This window comes from Novosphingobium rosa NBRC 15208 (genome assembly GCF_001598555.1).
GTDB classification, from domain to species: domain Bacteria; phylum Pseudomonadota; class Alphaproteobacteria; order Sphingomonadales; family Sphingomonadaceae; genus Novosphingobium; species Novosphingobium rosa.
The window spans coordinates 224,455-241,536 of record NZ_BCZE01000001.1 but is presented as its reverse complement, the minus strand read 5'-3'; the positions used below and the strand labels follow the sequence as shown (position 1 = coordinate 241,536).

12 protein-coding genes are annotated in these 17,082 nt (G+C 65.4%); 4 read left to right on the top strand and 8 right to left on the bottom strand.

Features of this window, described 5'->3' with window-relative positions; translation table 11 throughout:
• The first annotated feature begins 46 nt into the window (after positions 1-46).
• The 3 genes from SR3_RS00990 to SR3_RS00980 are packed head-to-tail and all read left to right on the top strand — an operon-like array spanning position 47 to position 5,516.
• Positions 47-1,501 (top strand): efflux transporter outer membrane subunit, encoded by a 1,455-nt coding sequence (locus SR3_RS00990; protein WP_068079709.1) that lies wholly within the window; start codon positions 47-49, stop codon positions 1,499-1,501.
• Positions 1,498-2,400 carry an efflux RND transporter periplasmic adaptor subunit gene (locus tag SR3_RS00985; RefSeq protein WP_068079707.1) on the top strand — a complete coding sequence of 301 codons (903 nt, stop codon included), beginning with the start codon at positions 1,498-1,500 and terminating at the stop codon, positions 2,398-2,400. The genes SR3_RS00990 and SR3_RS00985 overlap by 4 nt, the downstream gene beginning before the upstream one ends.
• On the top strand, positions 2,397-5,516 hold the full coding sequence (locus SR3_RS00980) for an efflux RND transporter permease subunit (protein WP_084454787.1): 3,120 nt from the start codon (positions 2,397-2,399) through the stop codon (positions 5,514-5,516). The genes SR3_RS00985 and SR3_RS00980 overlap by 4 nt, the downstream gene beginning before the upstream one ends.
• A 58-nt stretch (positions 5,517-5,574) precedes the next feature.
• Here the strand turns inward: SR3_RS00980 and SR3_RS00975 are convergent, their stop codons facing one another.
• Positions 5,575-7,899: a TonB-dependent receptor gene (locus SR3_RS00975; protein WP_245653675.1), complete on the bottom strand. Its 2,325-nt coding sequence runs from the start codon at positions 7,897-7,899 to the stop codon at positions 5,575-5,577.
• A gap of 236 nt (positions 7,900-8,135) precedes the next feature.
• Between SR3_RS00975 and SR3_RS00970 the strand changes: the two genes are divergently transcribed.
• A complete protein-coding gene (locus SR3_RS00970) occupies positions 8,136-8,423 on the top strand; it encodes a hypothetical protein (protein ID WP_245653673.1) in 288 nt (95 codons plus the stop codon).
• A gap of 21 nt (positions 8,424-8,444) precedes the next feature.
• Here the strand turns inward: SR3_RS00970 and SR3_RS31045 are convergent, their stop codons facing one another.
• From SR3_RS31045 to SR3_RS00935, 7 genes are all read right to left on the bottom strand, one after another.
• Entirely contained in the window at positions 8,445-8,825 is a 381-nt protein-coding gene (locus tag SR3_RS31045) for a hypothetical protein (protein ID WP_157098559.1), read from the bottom strand.
• A gap of 236 nt (positions 8,826-9,061) precedes the next feature.
• Positions 9,062-9,778 carry a response regulator gene (locus SR3_RS00960; RefSeq protein WP_068079701.1) on the bottom strand — a complete coding sequence of 239 codons (717 nt, stop codon included), beginning with the start codon at positions 9,776-9,778 and terminating at the stop codon, positions 9,062-9,064.
• Positions 9,775-12,444 carry a sensor histidine kinase gene (locus tag SR3_RS00955; protein WP_068079700.1) on the bottom strand — a complete coding sequence of 890 codons (2,670 nt, stop codon included), beginning with the start codon at positions 12,442-12,444 and terminating at the stop codon, positions 9,775-9,777. Before SR3_RS00955 ends, SR3_RS00960 begins: the two co-directional genes overlap by 4 nt.
• 3 nt (positions 12,445-12,447) lie before the next feature.
• Positions 12,448-13,032: a potassium-transporting ATPase subunit KdpC gene (kdpC, locus tag SR3_RS00950; protein ID WP_068079697.1), complete on the bottom strand. Its 585-nt coding sequence runs from the start codon at positions 13,030-13,032 to the stop codon at positions 12,448-12,450.
• Between the two features lie 25 nt (positions 13,033-13,057).
• Positions 13,058-15,088, bottom strand: a complete 2,031-nt coding sequence (kdpB, locus tag SR3_RS00945) for a potassium-transporting ATPase subunit KdpB (RefSeq protein ID WP_068079695.1) — start codon at positions 15,086-15,088, stop codon at positions 13,058-13,060.
• Between the two features lie 12 nt (positions 15,089-15,100).
• Positions 15,101-16,804, bottom strand: a complete 1,704-nt coding sequence (gene kdpA, locus SR3_RS00940) for a potassium-transporting ATPase subunit KdpA (RefSeq protein ID WP_068079693.1) — start codon at positions 16,802-16,804, stop codon at positions 15,101-15,103.
• Between the two features lie 12 nt (positions 16,805-16,816).
• Positions 16,817-16,906 (bottom strand): potassium-transporting ATPase subunit F, encoded by a 90-nt coding sequence (locus SR3_RS00935; protein ID WP_068079691.1) that lies wholly within the window; start codon positions 16,904-16,906, stop codon positions 16,817-16,819.
• Between the last annotated feature and the right edge of the window lie 176 nt (positions 16,907-17,082).

The window sequence follows — 17,082 nt, the reverse complement described above, 5'->3', positions numbered from 1 at the left end:
GATGGGGAGAGCTTTTTCGCGCAAACGCGCTTCGGTGATAGGGCCCATGGCCCTTGCCCTGCTGCTGGGCGGCTGCACGGTCGGTCCGAATTTCCATGCCCCGGCGCCGCCTGCCGCCTTTCGCTATGCACCGGCGGAACTGCCGCAACAGCTTGCCGCAGGGGGCCAGTCTTTCGAGATCGGCGGCACGGTGGACAAGCAATGGTGGCGCCTCTTCGGCTCCCCCCAGCTCGATGCGCTGGAGCAGGAGGCGCTCACCCGCAACGCCGATCTGGCGGTGGCCAAGGCCGCGCTGGATCAGGCGCGAGAGGTCTGGCTGTCCGGGCGGGCCGCGCGCTATCCCACGGTGCAGGTGGCTGCGGGGGGATCGCGCTCCAAGGATTCCTATACGCTGGCCTCCCCGCTCAGCTCCAACGAGCAGAGCTATTCGCTCTATGCCGGGCAGTTCAACATCGCCTATGTGCTGGATGTGTTTGGCGGGCGGCGGCGCCAGATCGAGGCGCTGGGCGCTCAGGCCGAGGCGCAGCGCTGTCAGCTTCAGGCGACCTGGCTGGCGTTGACCTCCAATGTGGCAGGCGCGGTGCTGCAGGTCGCCAGCCTGAACGCGCAGCTGAGCGCCGCTCGGGCCAATGTTGCCACGCTGAGTCGCGCGCTGGAGGTCACGCGCCAGATGCAGCGCCTTGGCGAGCTTTCCACCAATGAGGTGGCCGCGGCGGAGAACGCGCTCGAAGCCGCGCAACAAGCCATCCCGCCCCTGCGCAAGCAACTGGCCCAGACGAAGGATTTGCTGGCCGTCTATGTCGGGCGGGAGAGCGCCGAGCAGCCCACGCTGAACCTCTCGCTGGCCGATCTGCGCCTGCCGCCGCGCCTGCCGGTGATGCTGCCCTCGCAGTTGATCGGCCATCGCCCGGATGTGATGCTGGCGCAGGCCAATCTGCATGTCGCTTCGGCGCAGGTCGGCGTGGCGACGGCGGCGCGGCTACCCAGCTTCAATCTCTCCGCATCGCTGGGAGGGATCAGTACGGCTGTCGGCACGCTGCTCTCCAGCGACAATGCCTTCTGGTCGGTGGGCGGATCGGTGGGCGAGACGGTTTTCGATGCCGGGGGCCTGCGCCATCAGCAAAAGGCGGCGCAGGCGGCGTTCAGGCAGGCGCAGGCGCAATATCGCGGCGTGGTGCTGCTGGCCCTGCAGAACACGGCCGATGTGCTTGCCGCCATCGTGCAGGATGCCGATGCGCTGGACCATGCCGCCAAAGCCGCTCACGCCGCCGAGCAGTCCTCGCTTCTGGCTCAGGCCGGCCTGGCGCAGGGAGAGATTGGCGCCTTGCCTGCCCTGGCCGCGCAATCTGCCGCCAGTCAGGCCCAGCTGGCGCTGATTCAGGCCGACAGCGCGCGTTACGGCGATACGATTGCCCTGTTTCAGGCGCTGGGTGGCGGCTGGAATGGGCAAGGCGGCCTGACCGCCAAAGCTGAAAAGCCCGGGGAGGGAGCAAACCCATGAAACGCAGGATCGCCCTCGCTATCGCGATCATCGCCATCCAGCCGCTGCCCGCCGCCACCATCCGCCTGCGGCCAGAGGTGCAGCAGCATCTGGGCCTCGCCACGCAGCGCCTTGCGCCCACGCGTCGTGCCGGGGAAATCGACGCCTTCGCCAAGGTGCTGGACCCCGGCCCGCTGGCCCAGCTTGTCTCCGATCTGCGCACGGCGCAGGCCGCCAGCATGGCCTCGCATGCCGAAGCCCTGCGCGCCAATGCCTTGCACGCCGCAGGCGGAGGGGTATCCGCCAGAGACAGCCAGACCGCCACGGCTCTGGCGCGCGCCGATACGCTGAAGGTGGCCTTTTTGCGCCAACGCCTTGGGCTGGAATGGGGGCCCGGCATCGCCCATATGAGCGATGCCCGGCGTGACCGTCTGGTGATGGCACTGGCCCATGGCGCGGCGGCGCTGGTCCATGTCGACACGCATAACAATGACGGGCAGGCGGGCGCGCGCACTGTAAAGATCGACATCGGCGCGACTTCGGCGCGCGGCGTGGTGATCGGCCCGGCGCGCGTGGCGGAACCGCGCCTGCAATCCTCGGGCCTGATCGTCGAGGTGACCGGTCCTTCGGCGATCCTGCTCTCCGTGGGGTTGACGCAGAGCGCTCACATCGAAAGCGCCAGCCTGCAGGATGGTGTGATCCTGCCGCGCGATGCGCTGATCCGCTTTCGCGGCGCGGCATGGGCCTATGTGCGCAACAGCGGCGGTTTCGAGCGCAGGCTGGTGCCCAATCCGGTGCCCGAGGAGAAGGGCTTTTTCGTCGCAAGCGGCTTTGCGCCCGGTGACGAGGTGGTGGTGCGCGGCGTCGCCGGGCTCTTTGCTGCCGAAAAGGGATCGGGCGCAGGCGCGCGCCAGCCATGATGGAGAGCATCATCCGCTGGTCGCTGGGCAGGCCGGTGCTGGTCAGCTGGGCCTGCCTGTGGTTCGTGGCGCTGGGCCTGTTCTATGTGCGCGATATCCATCTGGATCTCACGCCCAACATCGCCCCGGCCCTCACCACGATCCAGACCGAGGCGCCGGGGCTGACCGCCAGTCAGGTGGAGGAACTGGTCACGCATCCCATCGAAAGCGCGCTGATCGGCACGGCGGGGGTGGGGCAGGTGCGCTCGCAGTCGATGCAAGGCCTTTCGATGATGACCATCCGCTTCGCCGAAGGGGCCGACCCCAACCGCGTGCGCCAGACCTTGAGCGAAAGGCTTGCCGCGCTGGATCGCAGCATGCCCGCCAATGCCGCTGATCCGCATATGACGCCGCTGATGGCGCAGGATGCGCAGGTGATCCAGATCGGCTTCACCGGCGCGAAGGGCGATGCCATGGCGATGCGCGATCTGGTGGAATGGACGGTGCGCCCGCGTCTGCAGACGGTGGCTGGCGTGGCGCAGGTCTCGGTGCTGGGCGGCCGGACGCGGCGGATCGACGTGCGGGCCCGGCCCGCCGATCTTTCCGACAGCGATCTGGGTTTTCTGGATCTATTGAACGCCGTGCGCCGCTCGACCAGCGTGGCGGGCGCGGGCTTTGTCGATACGCCCAGCCAGCGCGTGTCCATCGCCCCTCACGGTCAGGCGCTGACCGCCGACGATATCGCCGCCGGACAAATTCAGGTGCCGGGCAGCGCGCCGGTGCGCATCGGCGACGTCTCCGATGTGGTGGAGGCCCCCGCGCCCGCTTTCGGCGATGCGCTGATCGGCGGGCAGCCGGGGGTGATCCTGAGCATCAACCGGCAATATGGCGCCAATCTGGTCGAGACCACCCATGCCGTCGAGGCGGCGCTGGATGAGCTGAAACCGGCACTGGAAGCGCAAGGCGTGCGCTATCAGGCGCTGGATCGGCCCGCCGGTTTCGCTGTGTTGGCGCTGCATTATCTGGGGTGGGATCTGGCCATCGGCACGGTGCTGATCGTGGTGGTGCTGGCGCTGTTCCTGCGCGAGCCCCGCGCGGTTCTGGCGGCGTTGGGCAGCATTCCGCTGCCGTTGATCGCGGCGATCATGGTGCTTAAGGCCTGTGGCGGCAGTCTGAACGCGATGAGTCTGGGCGGGCTGATCCTCAGTCTTGGGCTGGTCTTCGACGATGTGATCATTGGCGTCGACAATGTATCCGAGCGGCTGCGCGATGCCGGGCACCACGATGTGGAAGGCAGGGACCGTGACACCATCCTTGCCGCCACGCTGGAGGTCCGCGATCCCGTCACCTACGCCATTTTCGCGATCATCGTGGCGCTGGCGCCGGTGCTGGCGCTGCATGGGCTGCAGGGCGCGCTGCTGACGCCCATGGCCATTGTGGTGATCGCCGCCTCTCTGGCGTCTTTCGTGGTGGCCACTGTGGTCACGCCCGCGCTTTGCATGCTGTTCCACACGCATCAGGCGCCCTTGCCCGATCCCGCTGCGCTGACGCGCTTCAAGAATGCGCATGGCCGGATGCTGGGCCGGGTCTGCGGGCGGCCTGTGGTGCTGCTCGGTGTCGCCGGGGGGGTGGTGGCGGTGACCTTCGCGGCTTTGGCGTTCGACCGTTCCGAGCTGCTGCCCTCGCTGCATGACAATCATCTGGTGGCTGAAATCAACGGGCCGCCCGCCACCGCTTTGGCCACGATGAACGAGATCGGGCGGCGCGACAGCAGGGATTTCCAGCAGATCGCCGGGGTTCGCATGGTCAGCGCGGCCATCGGGCGCGATGCCACGGGCGTCACGGGCTGGGGCCCCGAGCATGCGGTGTTCGATCTTGATCTCGCCCCCGATCTGGACGCCGCTGCGCAAGAGGCGATCGCCCGCAAGGTCAACCATCTGCTGCAGCTCAACCCGGGCTTTGCGGCCAGCGTGTCCTCGCGCTTCGATGCGGTGGAGGTGGGCAGCGCCGCCGCCGCGCCGATGGAGATCAGCCTGTATGGTCAGGATCTGGATGGGCTGGATGAGGCAGCCGGCAAGATCGTCGATGTTTTGAAAACCCTGCCCGGCGCGGGCGATGTGCAGGTTGAAAACACGCTTCAGGCGCCCGCCATCCGGGTCGATCTCAACTTTCCCCGGCTGGCGCTTTATGGCCTGTCGGCCTCCGATGTGATGGAGACGGTGCAGGCTGCGTTCGCGGGGCAGCGCGTTTCGCAGATTTTCGACCATGGGCGGGTGATCGATGTGGCGGTCAGTGCGCAGGATCGGTTGCGGCGCGATCCGGAGGGAATTGGGGATCTGCTGCTGCGTTCCACCTCGGGCATCTCGGTGCCGCTCAAGGCGGTGGCCAATGTCTATCTCACCGACGACCGCACGATGATTGCGCATGATGGCGGGTTGCGGCGGCAGGTGATCGCGCTTCATCCGCGCGATCCGATTGGCTTCGAGGCCAAGGCGCGTCAGGCTATCACCGCCCATGTCGCGCTGCCGAGGGGCGCCTTTCTGGAGTTTGGCGGCACCGCGCGCACGGTCCGCGAAGCCCGGCGCGATTTGCTGATCAGCTATGCGCTGGCGGGTTTTGCCGTGATTGGCCTGCTGGCGCTGGCTTTCGACGGGTGTACCGCGGGGATCATTCTGGCCGCCAGCGCGCTCTCCTTTGCCGGGGCTGCGGCTTGCGTGGCGCTGTGCCTGGGCGGGGTGCTGTCGGTGGGGGCGATCATCGGCTTTGTCAGCCTGTTCGGCCTTTCAATGCGCGGTGCGATCCTGCTGTGCGACCGGCTTGAGCATCTGGTGTTGGACGAACAGGCAGCGTTTTCCATCGCCACGGTGGTCCGCGCGGCCCGGCTGCGTCTGACGCCGATCCTGATGACATCTCTGCTGGCCGCGCTGGCGCTGGCGCCTTTGGCCTTCGACGCCGGGCGCCCGGGCTGCGAAATCCTCGGGCCCATGGCGCTGGTGGTGCTGGGCGGGCTGGTGACGGGCACGCTGGCCAATCTGGTGGTGCTGCCGGTGCTGTTGCTGATGTTCTGGCGTCCGGCGTTCACCCGTCGCGCCCGGCCCCGCATGGGACAGATCGTTCAGACCCCCGATCTCGCATAAAAAGACCGCGCAGCGATGTGCTGCGCGGTCCCTTTGTTCGGCAGGCCGGAGCCGTTTCCTAGAACGCGATGCCGATCGAGCCGAAGAGCTGGCGCGGCGCCGAAGCGTGGAACACCTGAATCGTGCCCGGGGCATCGTCCGGCGCGAACACGCTGTTGTCGAAGTTGGCGGCATAGCGCTTGTTCGTCAGATTGGTGACGTTGAGCGAGGCTTTCACCCCCTTGAGCGGGCCGATGTGACCGAAATCATAGCCCAGGCCGAGGTCCAGCGTGAAGTATCCGCCAAAGCTCTGGTCATTGGTGTAGGTGTAGTAACGGCGGCCGGTGTATTTGCCCTGCAGCGAGGCCGAGAGGCCGTGCTGCTTGACCGTCACCATGCTGGAGACCATCGTCTTGGGCGTATCGACCTGCTGCTTGCCCGCCGTGGCCTTCACCACGCAGCTGGCGCCCGAGCACCAGTCGAGGTTCTGGTCATAGGTCGTGGAATTCAGCGACAGCGAGTTGTACCAGTTCAGCCAGCTCACCGGCTTCCACAAGGCGCCGATCTCCATGCCCTTGGCGGTCACGCTGCCGGCATTGTGGAAGGAGTTGCCGCAGCCCGGTTCGGACTGGCGGGCAGTGGCGCAGGGGTTGTACTGCAGCAGGCGGTTGTCGAACTTCGAGTAATAGCCGCTCAGCGTCAGCTGGAGCGTGCGGCTGACGAAGCGATAGCCACCCTCGACGCTGCGCGACTTTTCGGGCTTCAGCGTGCCGCCCTGCGCGTTCCACACGGTCTGCGTGACCGACTGCGGGCCCAGCTTGAAGCCGCCCTGATACATCGCCATGTTTTCGGCATAGCTGGCGTAGAGCTCATGCCCCTGCGCCAGCTTGTAGCGCAGGCCGACCTGCGGCAGGAAGAAATCCTTGGCCACCAGCGAACCGTTGGCGAACTGGCTGGAGGCAGGCGGCGCGCTCTTGGCGATGCCGGGCAGGGCATGGGCGTCGGAGCGCGAATAGGTGCCCTTGAAGCCGAAATCGACGGTCAGCGTGTCGTTCAGCAGGCGCATCGTGTCCTGCAGATAGAACTGGCGGGTTTTCCAGTCGGTAGACTGCACCCATTGCGCGCTGTCGGGCTGGCCTTGCAGATATTGCGCAAGGTCGCTGGGGCCCTTCACATTGCTCCAGATGTAGCGCGAGGCGCTGCTGGTGTTCTCTTCCAGCCAGAAACCGGCCTGGAAGCGGTTGAAGGCCACATCCCAGCTCAGGCTGCCCAGACCGCCGCTGCGGTTGATGGTGTAGCGCGTGTCGCGGATCTGCACCGGCACGTCGTCCGAGGTGTCGGCGGTGCCCTGTGTCGAATAGGCCGAGTTGATGAAGTTGTTGCCCGCGCCCTTGTCGTGATGGTGATAGGCTTTCAGGCTCAGCGTCAGCGACTTGGACAGGTTGAAATCGCCGGTGAGGTAGTACAGCTCGTCGTTGCGCAGGATCTGGCCGTTGGTGTAGGTGTATTCGCTGTCATTTGCCGTCGCGCCGCTGCACTTGCTGGACTTGAGTACGCAATAGGAGCGGCCCAGATAGCCCTGCCAGTCGGGCGCCATGCCGCCGAAATCCCAGCCGCGACGGTTCAGCATATCCTTCGACAGATAGGCATCGTCGGCCTGATTGGTGCGCGACACATCGACAAAGGCGCGGATCACGCCGCCATTGAACTGATACTTCAGCTTGCCGTTGAACTGCTTGCCGGTGGAGGTGTTGCCCGCCGCCTGATTCACGAAGAGGTTCTGGCGGCTGTACTGGCCGGAAATATAGGCCGAGAAACCGTTATGTTCGCCGGTGTCGAGGCGTACATAGGTGCGCAGGGCGTCCGCGCTGCCGAAGCTCTGGGTGATCGCGCCGCCCATATTCTTGGCCGGATCGCTGCTGGTGTAGGTCACCGCGCCGCCAAGGTTGCTGGTGGAGGGGATGCCAAGACCCGCGATGCCGGTGGCCAGATCGGCGCGGCCCAGATTGTCCGAAATCAGCGCGCGGTTGATCGTCAAGCCGTTGTAATTGTTGTAGGCGCCATCGCCCAGCGGAATGCCGTCCAGCGCATAGCCGAGATGGGTGGTGCTGAAGCCGCGCACCTGAAGCGACATCGACTGTTCGTTGAGACCCAGCGCGTCGATCGACTGCGACATCACGCCCGGCAGAAAGTTCAGCGCCTTTTGCACGCTGGTGCCCGGGGGCAGCACATCGAGGTTCGAGGGCACAAGGGTGGAGACCGAGCGGGTCTCGCCGCTGCCGATCACGACGATGCCGGCGTCATCCTTGCTGTCCGTGTCCGCTGCGGGAGCGGTTTGGGCATAGGCCTGTGTGGTGAAGACAAGGCAGACGGCAGTCGTCAGCGCGAAAGCGGATTTTTTCAAGATTTTGCCCCATGTTTGCGAAAGCGCCGCGGGAAGCTGTATGCCGGGCGTCGAAAGCATGAGGCGGGCCTATGCCCCCGGATTATGACAGATGCGCTACATCGATGTTTTATATGAATTTTTTATAGTATGGAGCGTGGAGCACAAAGGCCACCGGTGACAGGCGCGCCGGATACGGGCATGAGGCGGCAAGATAAGGTGGTGAGGCCATGGCTGGCCTGTCAAGGATCATGCGAATGCTTCCGGTCGAACAGATCGAACGATTTGCGCTGGCGGTGGACTTGCTGGGCGGGCAGCAGGTGGCGGCGCGCCTGTTGGGGCTGAGCGAGCAGGACATCGGCGATCTGTGTCTGGGGCGGCGCGCTTTGAACATCGGTCTGTTGCGGGCGATCTCGCGCGCGCTGATCGTCCATGCCGAGGCTTGCCGCATTCTGGAGCGTCGCCTCTCGCCCGCCTTTCGCGAGAATGTGCTGCCGGGGCAGGAAGCGGAGTCAGCGGTATTAAAAAGTCATAAAGGGTCATGAGGCAAGGCTTGTCCGCACCGATCACGCCCTTCCGCCCCTGAACAGCGCGGGCCCACCCCAGATCAGCGCCGAGCCGATATGGAAAACCACCACTGCCAGAAAGCAGGCCGCGAACATCGCCGGATGGGCGGCGATGCGGGGCCTGTCTTGCTGCAGCCAGCATAGAGTCCACAAGAATGCCGCAAAGGCGGCATAGGCCAGCATCCCGATGCCGCGCAGCAAAAGGTGATCGCCCAGCGTTGGGTGGCCTTCGCGTAACCGGCTTCGCATGGTGTGTGTCATGGCCTTGCGCCCTCTCTGCGCCCTCTCTATCGACAGGCCGGTTTTTACCTCCGAGGGGCATTGGATTTCGAGAGAAGGGAAGGGGCGTTTGCGTTGAATCTGCGTAAGGTCGCGCCCCATTCCAGCAGCGCAAAGAAAAAGGCCGGAGCGCTTGGGCCCCGGCCTATGAAGTTGGTGTTCGCAGGAGGAACAGAAGTGATGCCACGCGGAAATCGGGAGCGGATGGGCAGGGAGGATCTCTGCCGGGCCGCTCCTTCCTTCCTCTCGGGACAAGGCCGCATCTAGCCGTCCGCCCATAGGATTTCGAGATTGAAGGACCGTGATCGGCGTTGAATTCGCGTTGAAAAATGCTTCACTCAGCCTTCCGGCGTGGCATGGCTATCGCCCGGCACGCGCAGGCGATAGCCGATGCCCAGCTCATTGGTGATGATCTGCGGGCGCTGTGGATCGGCTTCCAGCTTTTGCCGCAGGGTGCGCACCAGCACGCGCAGATATTCGACATGGCGCTCATTCTCATAAGCCCAGACGTGGTTCATGATCTGCTGATGCGTGATCACCCGCCCCGGCGCCGCCGCCAATTGCGCCAGCACGGCATATTCCTTGGGGGCCAGATGCACCTCTTCCCCCGCCCGGGTGACGATCCGCGCCATCAGATCCACCGTCACATCCCCGAGCACCAGCACCGGCGCACCGCCTCCCCGCGTCATGCGGTTGCGCAGCGCCACGCGCAGGCGGGCGAGCAGTTCATCGGTGTCGAAGGGCTTGGTGAGGTAATCATCGGCCCCCAGATCGAGCGCCGCCACCTTCTCATCGGTGGCATCGCGCGCGGAGACCACGATCAGCACGGTTTCGGCCTGCTGCTTGATGAGCGGCACCAGTTCGAGCCCGTCGCGGTCCGGCAGGCCAAGGTCGAGCAGCACCAGATCGGGGCGTTCCACGCGCAGGCGGTCCATCGCTTCACGGGCGTTGGCGGCTTCCACTGTGGCGTAATCGGCGCGGGTCAGGGCGGCCAGGATCAGACGGCGGATATGGGGCTCATCGTCGATGATAAGCACCTTGTGACGGTTCTTCATGCCAGATCCCTGGGAGAAAGCGGCGCGATGATCCGCGCCTGGGGAATGCGGATGGTGAAGCAGGCGCCGAGAGGTGCATCGTTGTTGCTGGCCTCCACGGTCAGGCCCATGGCCTCGGCAAAGCCTTTTACGATGGCCAGACCCAGCCCGGTGCCATGGCGCACCCGGTCCGAACCTTCCAGCCTTGTGAAGGTTTCGAAAACGCGCTTTTCCTGCCCCGGGGCAATGCCCGGTCCCTGATCCACGATCGAGAGCAGCAGCGCATCATGGCGCCGCTGGCAACGGATGATGATCGGCGTGCCGGGATCGCCATAACGCCCGGCATTGTCGAGCAGATTGATCAGGCAGTGATGCAGCAGCACCGGATCGAGCCGCACCAGCGGAATATCGGGCACGATGTCCACCTCGACAGCATGGCCCTGCAAGGCCGTGCGCGTGTCATGCACCGCCGAGGCGACGGCATCGAAGAGATCGGTGGCCTCCATCTTCAGCGGCAGGGCACCGGCTTCCACGCGGGCCATATCGAGCAGGTTGGCGACAAAGCGGTTGAGCCTTTGCGCCTCGGTCTCGATGGTTTCGGCCAGTTCGGGGCGGGGGTGGTGTTTCATCTCCTGCGCCGCCGTCACGATGGTGGTGAGCGGCGTGCGCAGATCATGGCTGACCGAGGAGAGCAGAGCGCTGCGCAGCCGGTCGCGCTCGCCCACGGCCTGCGCCTTCATGTTCTCCTCCTCCAGCGTCATGCGGTCGAAGGCGATGGCGGCCTGATCGAGCAGGCTCATCAGCAGGGGGAGTTGATCCGAACGCACCGGCTCCCCGGCATCCTCGCGCGCCAGCCCCAGCACGCCCAGCACGCCGCGACTGGTGCGCAGCGGATGAAACAGCCAGTCCGAGGCGGTCAGCGTGGCCGAGCCGCGCCCGGCGGGCTGGTCATTGTCGATGGCCCAGGCGGCGGCGGCGAGTTCGATCTGGCCGAGGCGATCCTCGGGCGGGAAGGCGGCGCGCAGATCGGGGCCGCTCGCGCCGGGCAGCAGCAAGGCGGTGCGAACTTCCAGCAGGCGGGCGATGTCGGCGCAGATCGCCTGCATCAGCTCTTCCTTGGTGGCCGAGGCCGTCAACTGGCGGGAAAAGCTGGCCAATGCCGCGTTCTGGCGGGCGCTCGATGCCGCCAGATCGGCCTGCACCCGCACCCGCGCGGCAAACTGGCTGGTGACGATGGCCACCCCCAGCAGCACGAAGATCGAGACGACATTTTCCGGATTGCTGACCGTCAGCGTGCCTGTCGGCGGCAGAAAGAAGAAGTTGTAGGCGAGGCTTGAGGTGAGGCCGGCGAAAAGCCCGGCCCGCAGGCCAAAGGTGGCGGCGGCGAACATCACCGGCACCAGATAGAGCAGCGCGATGTTGCCCAGCGTGATGGCTTGGGAGAGCATCAGGCACAGCGCCGTCATCAGTGCCACCGCGCCCGATGACCAGAGGTAATCGACCGGGCGGCCCCAAAGATTGCGGCGGTGCAGCCTTGGCCGGGCGGTGGCGGTGGGGGCGGCTTCGCCCGAGGGCAGCACATGCACCGCCACATCGCCGATCACCCGCACCAGAGCGTCCACCACCGAGCCGTGGCGTATCTCGAACCACCAGCTGCGCGGCGATTTGCCGATGACGATCTGGGTGGCGCGCGCATCGCGGACGAAGCTGTTCAGCCCCTCCACCACATTGACCGCCGGAATGCTGGCGGTGGTGGCGCCAAGGCGCGAAGCCAGCGCCAGCGTTTCAGCCAGCTGGCTGCGGCTGCTCTCGGTAAAATACTGGTCGCGCTGGGTTTCGATATGCACCACCGTCCATGGCGCGCGCAGGGCATCGGCCATGCGCTTGCCCGCGCGGACGAGGCCTGCAGCATGGGGATGCTCGCTGATGGCGACCAGAATGCGTTCTCCGGCGGCGAAGCTGCCTGCCAAGGCATTGGCGCGCAGATGCTCCAGCATCTGGGCATCGACGGCCTGCGCAGCGCGGCGCAGTGCCATTTCGCGCAGGGCCGTCAGATTGGATTTGGAGAAGAAATGGCTGAGCGCGCGGGTCGCTTCCTGCGGGATATAGACCTTGCCGTCGCGCAGGCGTTCGATCAGCTCGTCGGGTGGGATGTCCACCACCTCGATCTCGGCCTGTTCGAGAATGGAATCGGGCACTGTCTCGCGCACGCGCACCCGGGTGAAGCTGGCCACCACATCGTTGAGGCTCTCCACATGCTGGATGTTCAGCGTGGAATAGACATCGATCCCGGCATCGAGCAGTTCCTCGACATCCTGATAGCGCTTGGGATGTCGGCTGCCCGGCGCATTGGTGTGGGCCAGTTCATCGACCAGCACCAGCGCGGGATGGCGTTCCAGAATGGCGTCGATGTCCATCTCGCCAAGGCTGTGGCCGCGATGATCGACCTCGCGGCGGGCGATCAGCTCGGCGCCATGGACCATCGCCTCGGTGTCGCGGCGGCCATGGGTTTCCACCACGCCCACCACAACATCCGTGCCGCTGTCGCGACGCCGCGCGCCTTGCGAGAGCATTTCCCAGGTCTTGCCGACGCCCGGCGCCGCCCCAAGAAAAATCTTGAGGCGGCCACGGCCCTCCCGCGCCGCCTGGCGCAGGAAAGCTTCGGGAGAGGGTCTGTCGTCGGTCACGGCTTAACGTTTAGCCTGAAGTGCATCGAGCCGTCGATTGAGTTCAAACACGTTCACATGATCTTCGCCCAGAAAGCCAAGTATGGGATGGTCGATGCTCTGCTCCACCAGCCCATGCAGCGCGATGGGGTCGAGGTGGCGCAGGGCGGCGATGCGGTCCACCTGATAGAAGGCGGCCTCGGGCGAAAGATCCGGATCGAGGCCCGAGCCGGAGGCCGTCACCAGATCGCCTGGAATTGCCTTGGCGGGTTCGGATTTGCGCATGGCATCGACCTGCTGCTTGATGCGGGTCTGCAGCGCCTGCGAAGTGGGACCATAGTTCGAGCCCGAGGAGTTCATCCCGTCATACCCCTTGCCCGCCGCCGAGGGGCGGGTCTGGAAATAGCGATCAGACACGAAGGCTTGACCGATCACGGTCGAGCCGATTGCCTTGCCGCCTTCCATCACCAGACTGCCATTGGCCTGCCGGGGGAACAGCAACTGGCCGATGCCGGTCATGGCCAGCGGATAGGCGATGCCCAGCAGCAGGGTGAAAAGCAGCGTCATCACCAGAGCGGGGCGTAGCGAGCTTGTGATATCCTTGTTCATAGGAAAGTTCATGATGGGGGCCTCCTCAGGCCAGACCCAGGCCGCCGACGGCCAGATCGATCAGTTTGATGCCCACGAAAGGCGCGATCAGCCCGCCCAGCCCATAGATGGCCAGATTGCGCGCCAGCAGCGGCCCGGCGCCCATGGGCGTGTATGTCACGCCCTTGAGAGCCAGCGGCACCAGCATGGGGATGATGATGGCGTTGAAGATGATCGCCGACAGGATGGCGCTCTGCGGCGTGGCCAACCCCATCACATTGAGCACGCCGAGCCCTGGATAGAGCGCCACGAACATCGCGGGAATGATGGCGAAATATTTGGCCACATCATTCGCCACGCTGAAGGTGGTGAGCGCGCCGCGCGTCATCAGCAATTGCTTGCCCAAACCCACGACCTCGATCAGCTTGGTCGGGTCGCTGTCGAGATCGACCATATTGCCCGCCTCGCGCGCGGCCTGCGTGCCGGTGTTCATCGCCACGCCCACGTCCGCCTGCGCCAGAGCGGGCGCGTCATTTGTGCCATCGCCGCACATGGCGACCAGACGGCCCCCCTGCTGTTCCTTGCGGATCAGAGCCAGCTTGTCCTCGGGCGTGGCCTCGGCGAGAAAATCGTCGACGCCCGATTCAGCCGCGATGCTGGCGGCGGTCAGCGGGTTGTCGCCGGTGATCATCACCGTGCGGATGCCCATGGCGCGCAGTTCCCCGAAACGCTCGCGGATACCGGCTTTGACGATATCCTTCAGGAAGATCGCGCCAAGCAGCTTGCCATCGACCGCCACGGCCAGCGGCGTGCCGCCCACGCGGGCGATCTCGTCGGTGATGCGGCGCAGTTCGGTGGCCGCCGCCGTGTTGCCCGCGCCGGGGTTGGCCTTCAGGATCGCCTGCACCGCGCCCTTCTGGATCACGCGCCCACCGGTATCGACGCCGGAAATGCGGGTCTGCGCGGTGAAGGGAATGATCTGCGCATCCTGTGGCAGGACAACCTCGCGCATGCCGAACATCTCGCGTGCCAGCACCACGATCGAGCGGCCCTCAGGCGTCTCATCGGCAAGGCTGGCGAGCAGAGCGGCTTCGGCAAGGCGCGCCTCATCCACGCCGCCAACAGGGCGAAATTCGGTGGCCTGACGGTCGCCCACGGTGATGGTGCCGGTCTTATCGAGCAGCAGCACGTCGATGTCGCCCGCTGCTTCCACCGCGCGGCCCGATTTGGCCAGCACGTTGAAGCGCACCAGACGGTCCATCCCCGCAATGCCGATGGCCGAAAGCAGCGCGGCAATGGTGGTGGGGATCAGCGTGATGAGCAGCGCCGCCAGAATGGACACTGGCACGCTGCCGCCGGCGAAAAGCGCAAAGCCCGGAATGGTGCCAACGGCGATCAGGAAGATGATCGTCAGGCCCACCAGCAGCAGGGTCAGGGCGATTTCATTGGGGGTCTTCTGGCGTTCCGCGCCCTCGACCAAAGCGATCATGCGGTCGAGGAAGCCTTGGCCGGGGTTGACCGTGACAGCCACGCGGATCTCGTCCGAGATCACCCGTGTGCCTGCCGTGACGGCGGAACGGTCGCCACCTGCCTCGCGGATGACGGGGGCGCTTTCGCCGGTGATCGCGGCCTCGTTCACCGAGGCCACACCGGCGATCACCTCGCCATCGGAAGGGATCAGGTCGCCGGTCTGCACCAGCACCACATCGCCTTTGCGCAGCGCGCTGGCGGGCACGCTTTCAAAGCTGTTGCCCTTGATGCGCTTGGCTGTGAGTTCCGCCTTGGTGGCGCGCAGGCTTGCGGCCTGCGCCTTGCCGCGCCCTTCGGCCAGCGCCTCGGCAAAGGTGCCGAACAGCACCGTCAGCCAGAGCCAGATCACCAGCTGCAGCTTGAAGCCGATGGTCAGCCCATCATGCCCCACCGCCAGCAGGACAGTGAGCAGCGTGGCGACGACCGCCGTGGTGAACATCACCGGGTTGCGGATCAGCTCTTTGGGATTGAGTTTGCGGAAAGCATCACCAATCGCCGGAACGATCAGGTCAGCGGTAAACAGCGATTTGCTTTCGGAACGGGCCATCTGCCGCACTCCTTAAAAGAGCTGACCACGGATCATCGCGAGATGATCGGCGATAGGACCAAGCGCGAGGCCGGGCAGGAAGGTTAGCCCGCCGACGATCACGATGATGCCGACCAGCAGCCCCGTCCACAGCAGGCCGGTGGTGGGGAAGCTGCCGGCGCTTTCGGGCGTGTGCTTCTTGGCGGCCAGACTGCCCGCCACGGCCAGCATCGGGATGATGATGAAGAAGCGCCCGATCCACATCGCCACGCCCAGCATGCCATTGTAGAAAGGCGTGTTGGCGCTGATCCCGGCAAAGGCTGAGCCATTGTTGGCCACCGCGCTGGTGAAGGCGTAGAGGATCTCGCTAAAGCCATGCGGGCCCTTGTTCAGAGGCCCGGCCAGACCCGCTGGCAGCACCGAGGCAATCGCCGTCATGCCCAGGATCACCAGCGGCAGCACGGCAATCGCCAGCACCGAGAGCTTCACTTCGCGGCTTTCGATCTTCTTGCCGACATATTCGGGGGTGCGGCCCACCATCAGGCCCGCCACGAAGACCGCCAGAATGGCGAAGAGCAGGAAGCCATATATGCCCGCGCCCACGCCGCCCACGACAACCTCGCCAAGCTGCATGTTGAACAGCGGGACCAGCCCGCCCAGAGCGGTAAAGCTGTCATGCATGGCATTGACCGCGCCGCAGCTGGCCGCTGTCGTCACCACGGCGAAGAGGGAGGATGCGGCGATGCCGAAGCGCACCTCCTTGCCCTCCATATTGCCGCCGGCGGCGCCCAGCGTGTGGAGCATCGGCGTGCCATTGGCTTCCTGCCAATAGGTCACCGTGATGCCCACCAGAAAGATCGCCATCATCGCGGCCAGAATGGCCCAGCCCTGTCGCGTGTTGCCCACGGCCTTGCCGAACGTATAGGTCAGCCCCATGCCGATCGCGAAGATCGAAAGCATCTGCACCAGATTGGTGAGCGCATTGGGATTCTCGAAAGGATGGGCGCTGTTGGCGTTGAAGAAACCGCCGCCATTGGTGCCCAGCATCTTGATCGCTTCCTGCGATGCCACCGGGCCCAGCGCCAGCGCCTGCTTCACGCCTTCCAGCGTATGGACATCGACCGCACCGGCGAGCGTCTGAGGCACGCCGCTGGCGATGTAGAAGACCGTCAGCGCCATGCACAGCGGCAGCAGCAGATACAGCGTCACCCGCGTCATATCGGCCCAGAAATTGCCGATCCCGCTCGCCTCGCGCCGGGCAAAGCCGCGAAACAGCGCGAAGGCCAGCGCGATGCCCGTCGCCGCCGAGAGGAAGTTGTGAATGGTCAGCGCCAGCATCTGGGAGAGGTTCGACATGGTCGACTCGCCCGCATAGCTCTGCCAGTTGGTGTTGGTGGTGAAGCTGACCGCGGTGTTGAAGGAGAGGTTCTCGTTCAACCCTGCATAACCGGAAGGGTTCAAGGGAAGCAGCGCCTGCGTGCGGAGCAGCACATAGGTCAGCAGGCCCAGCGCGGCGTTGAAAATCAGCATATGCACGGCGTAACGGCGCCAGCTCTGATCCTCCTGCGGGTCGATGCCCGAGAGCCGGTAGAAGCCGCGCTCCACCGGGCCCAGCAGGGTGTGAAGGGGCGTGCGCCGCCCCTCATACAGGGCGAAAAGCCAGAGCCCGATCGGCTTGGTGAGCGCCAGCAAAATGCCGACAAAGGCTGCAATCAGCAGCCATCCCTGGAAGGTCATGATGGCGCCCTCCTAGAACCGCTCGGGCCGCGCAAGCACGGCCACGAGGTAGACGAGAAGGCCGATGGCGGTGAAACCCGCCAGCCAGAGGTCGAGTGTCATTGTGGTGTCTCCCTCAAGCCCGGTTGCACAAGGCGGTGTAGCCAAGGCTGGCCGCCAAGAGGGCGAGGAAGAGGCCGATCCAGAGGATGTCCTGCATGGGTGTGCTCCTGCTTGGACCGCCCGGGCAAAAGGCGCGGGCAGGTCCGATGCAGTCGCCCCATTAGGACGAAGCGGCG

Coding starts and splice junctions, on each gene's coding strand:
- SR3_RS00960 (WP_068079701.1), bottom strand. CDS start 9,778: ATGAAGAACCGTCACAAGGTGCTTATCATCGACGATGAGCCCCATATC.
- SR3_RS00980 (WP_084454787.1), top strand. CDS start 2,397: ATGATGGAGAGCATCATCCGCTGGTCGCTGGGCAGGCCGGTGCTGGTC.
- SR3_RS31045 (WP_157098559.1), bottom strand. CDS start 8,825: ATGGGGCGCGACCTTACGCAGATTCAACGCAAACGCCCCTTCCCTTCT.
- kdpA (WP_068079693.1), bottom strand. CDS start 16,804: ATGACCTTCCAGGGATGGCTGCTGATTGCAGCCTTTGTCGGCATTTTG.
- kdpB (WP_068079695.1), bottom strand. CDS start 15,088: ATGGCCCGTTCCGAAAGCAAATCGCTGTTTACCGCTGACCTGATCGTT.
- SR3_RS00990 (WP_068079709.1), top strand. CDS start 47: ATGGCCCTTGCCCTGCTGCTGGGCGGCTGCACGGTCGGTCCGAATTTC.
- SR3_RS00935 (WP_068079691.1), bottom strand. CDS start 16,906: ATGACACTCGACCTCTGGCTGGCGGGTTTCACCGCCATCGGCCTTCTC.
- SR3_RS00985 (WP_068079707.1), top strand. CDS start 1,498: ATGAAACGCAGGATCGCCCTCGCTATCGCGATCATCGCCATCCAGCCG.
- SR3_RS00970 (WP_245653673.1), top strand. CDS start 8,136: ATGCTTCCGGTCGAACAGATCGAACGATTTGCGCTGGCGGTGGACTTG.
- kdpC (WP_068079697.1), bottom strand. CDS start 13,032: ATGAACAAGGATATCACAAGCTCGCTACGCCCCGCTCTGGTGATGACG.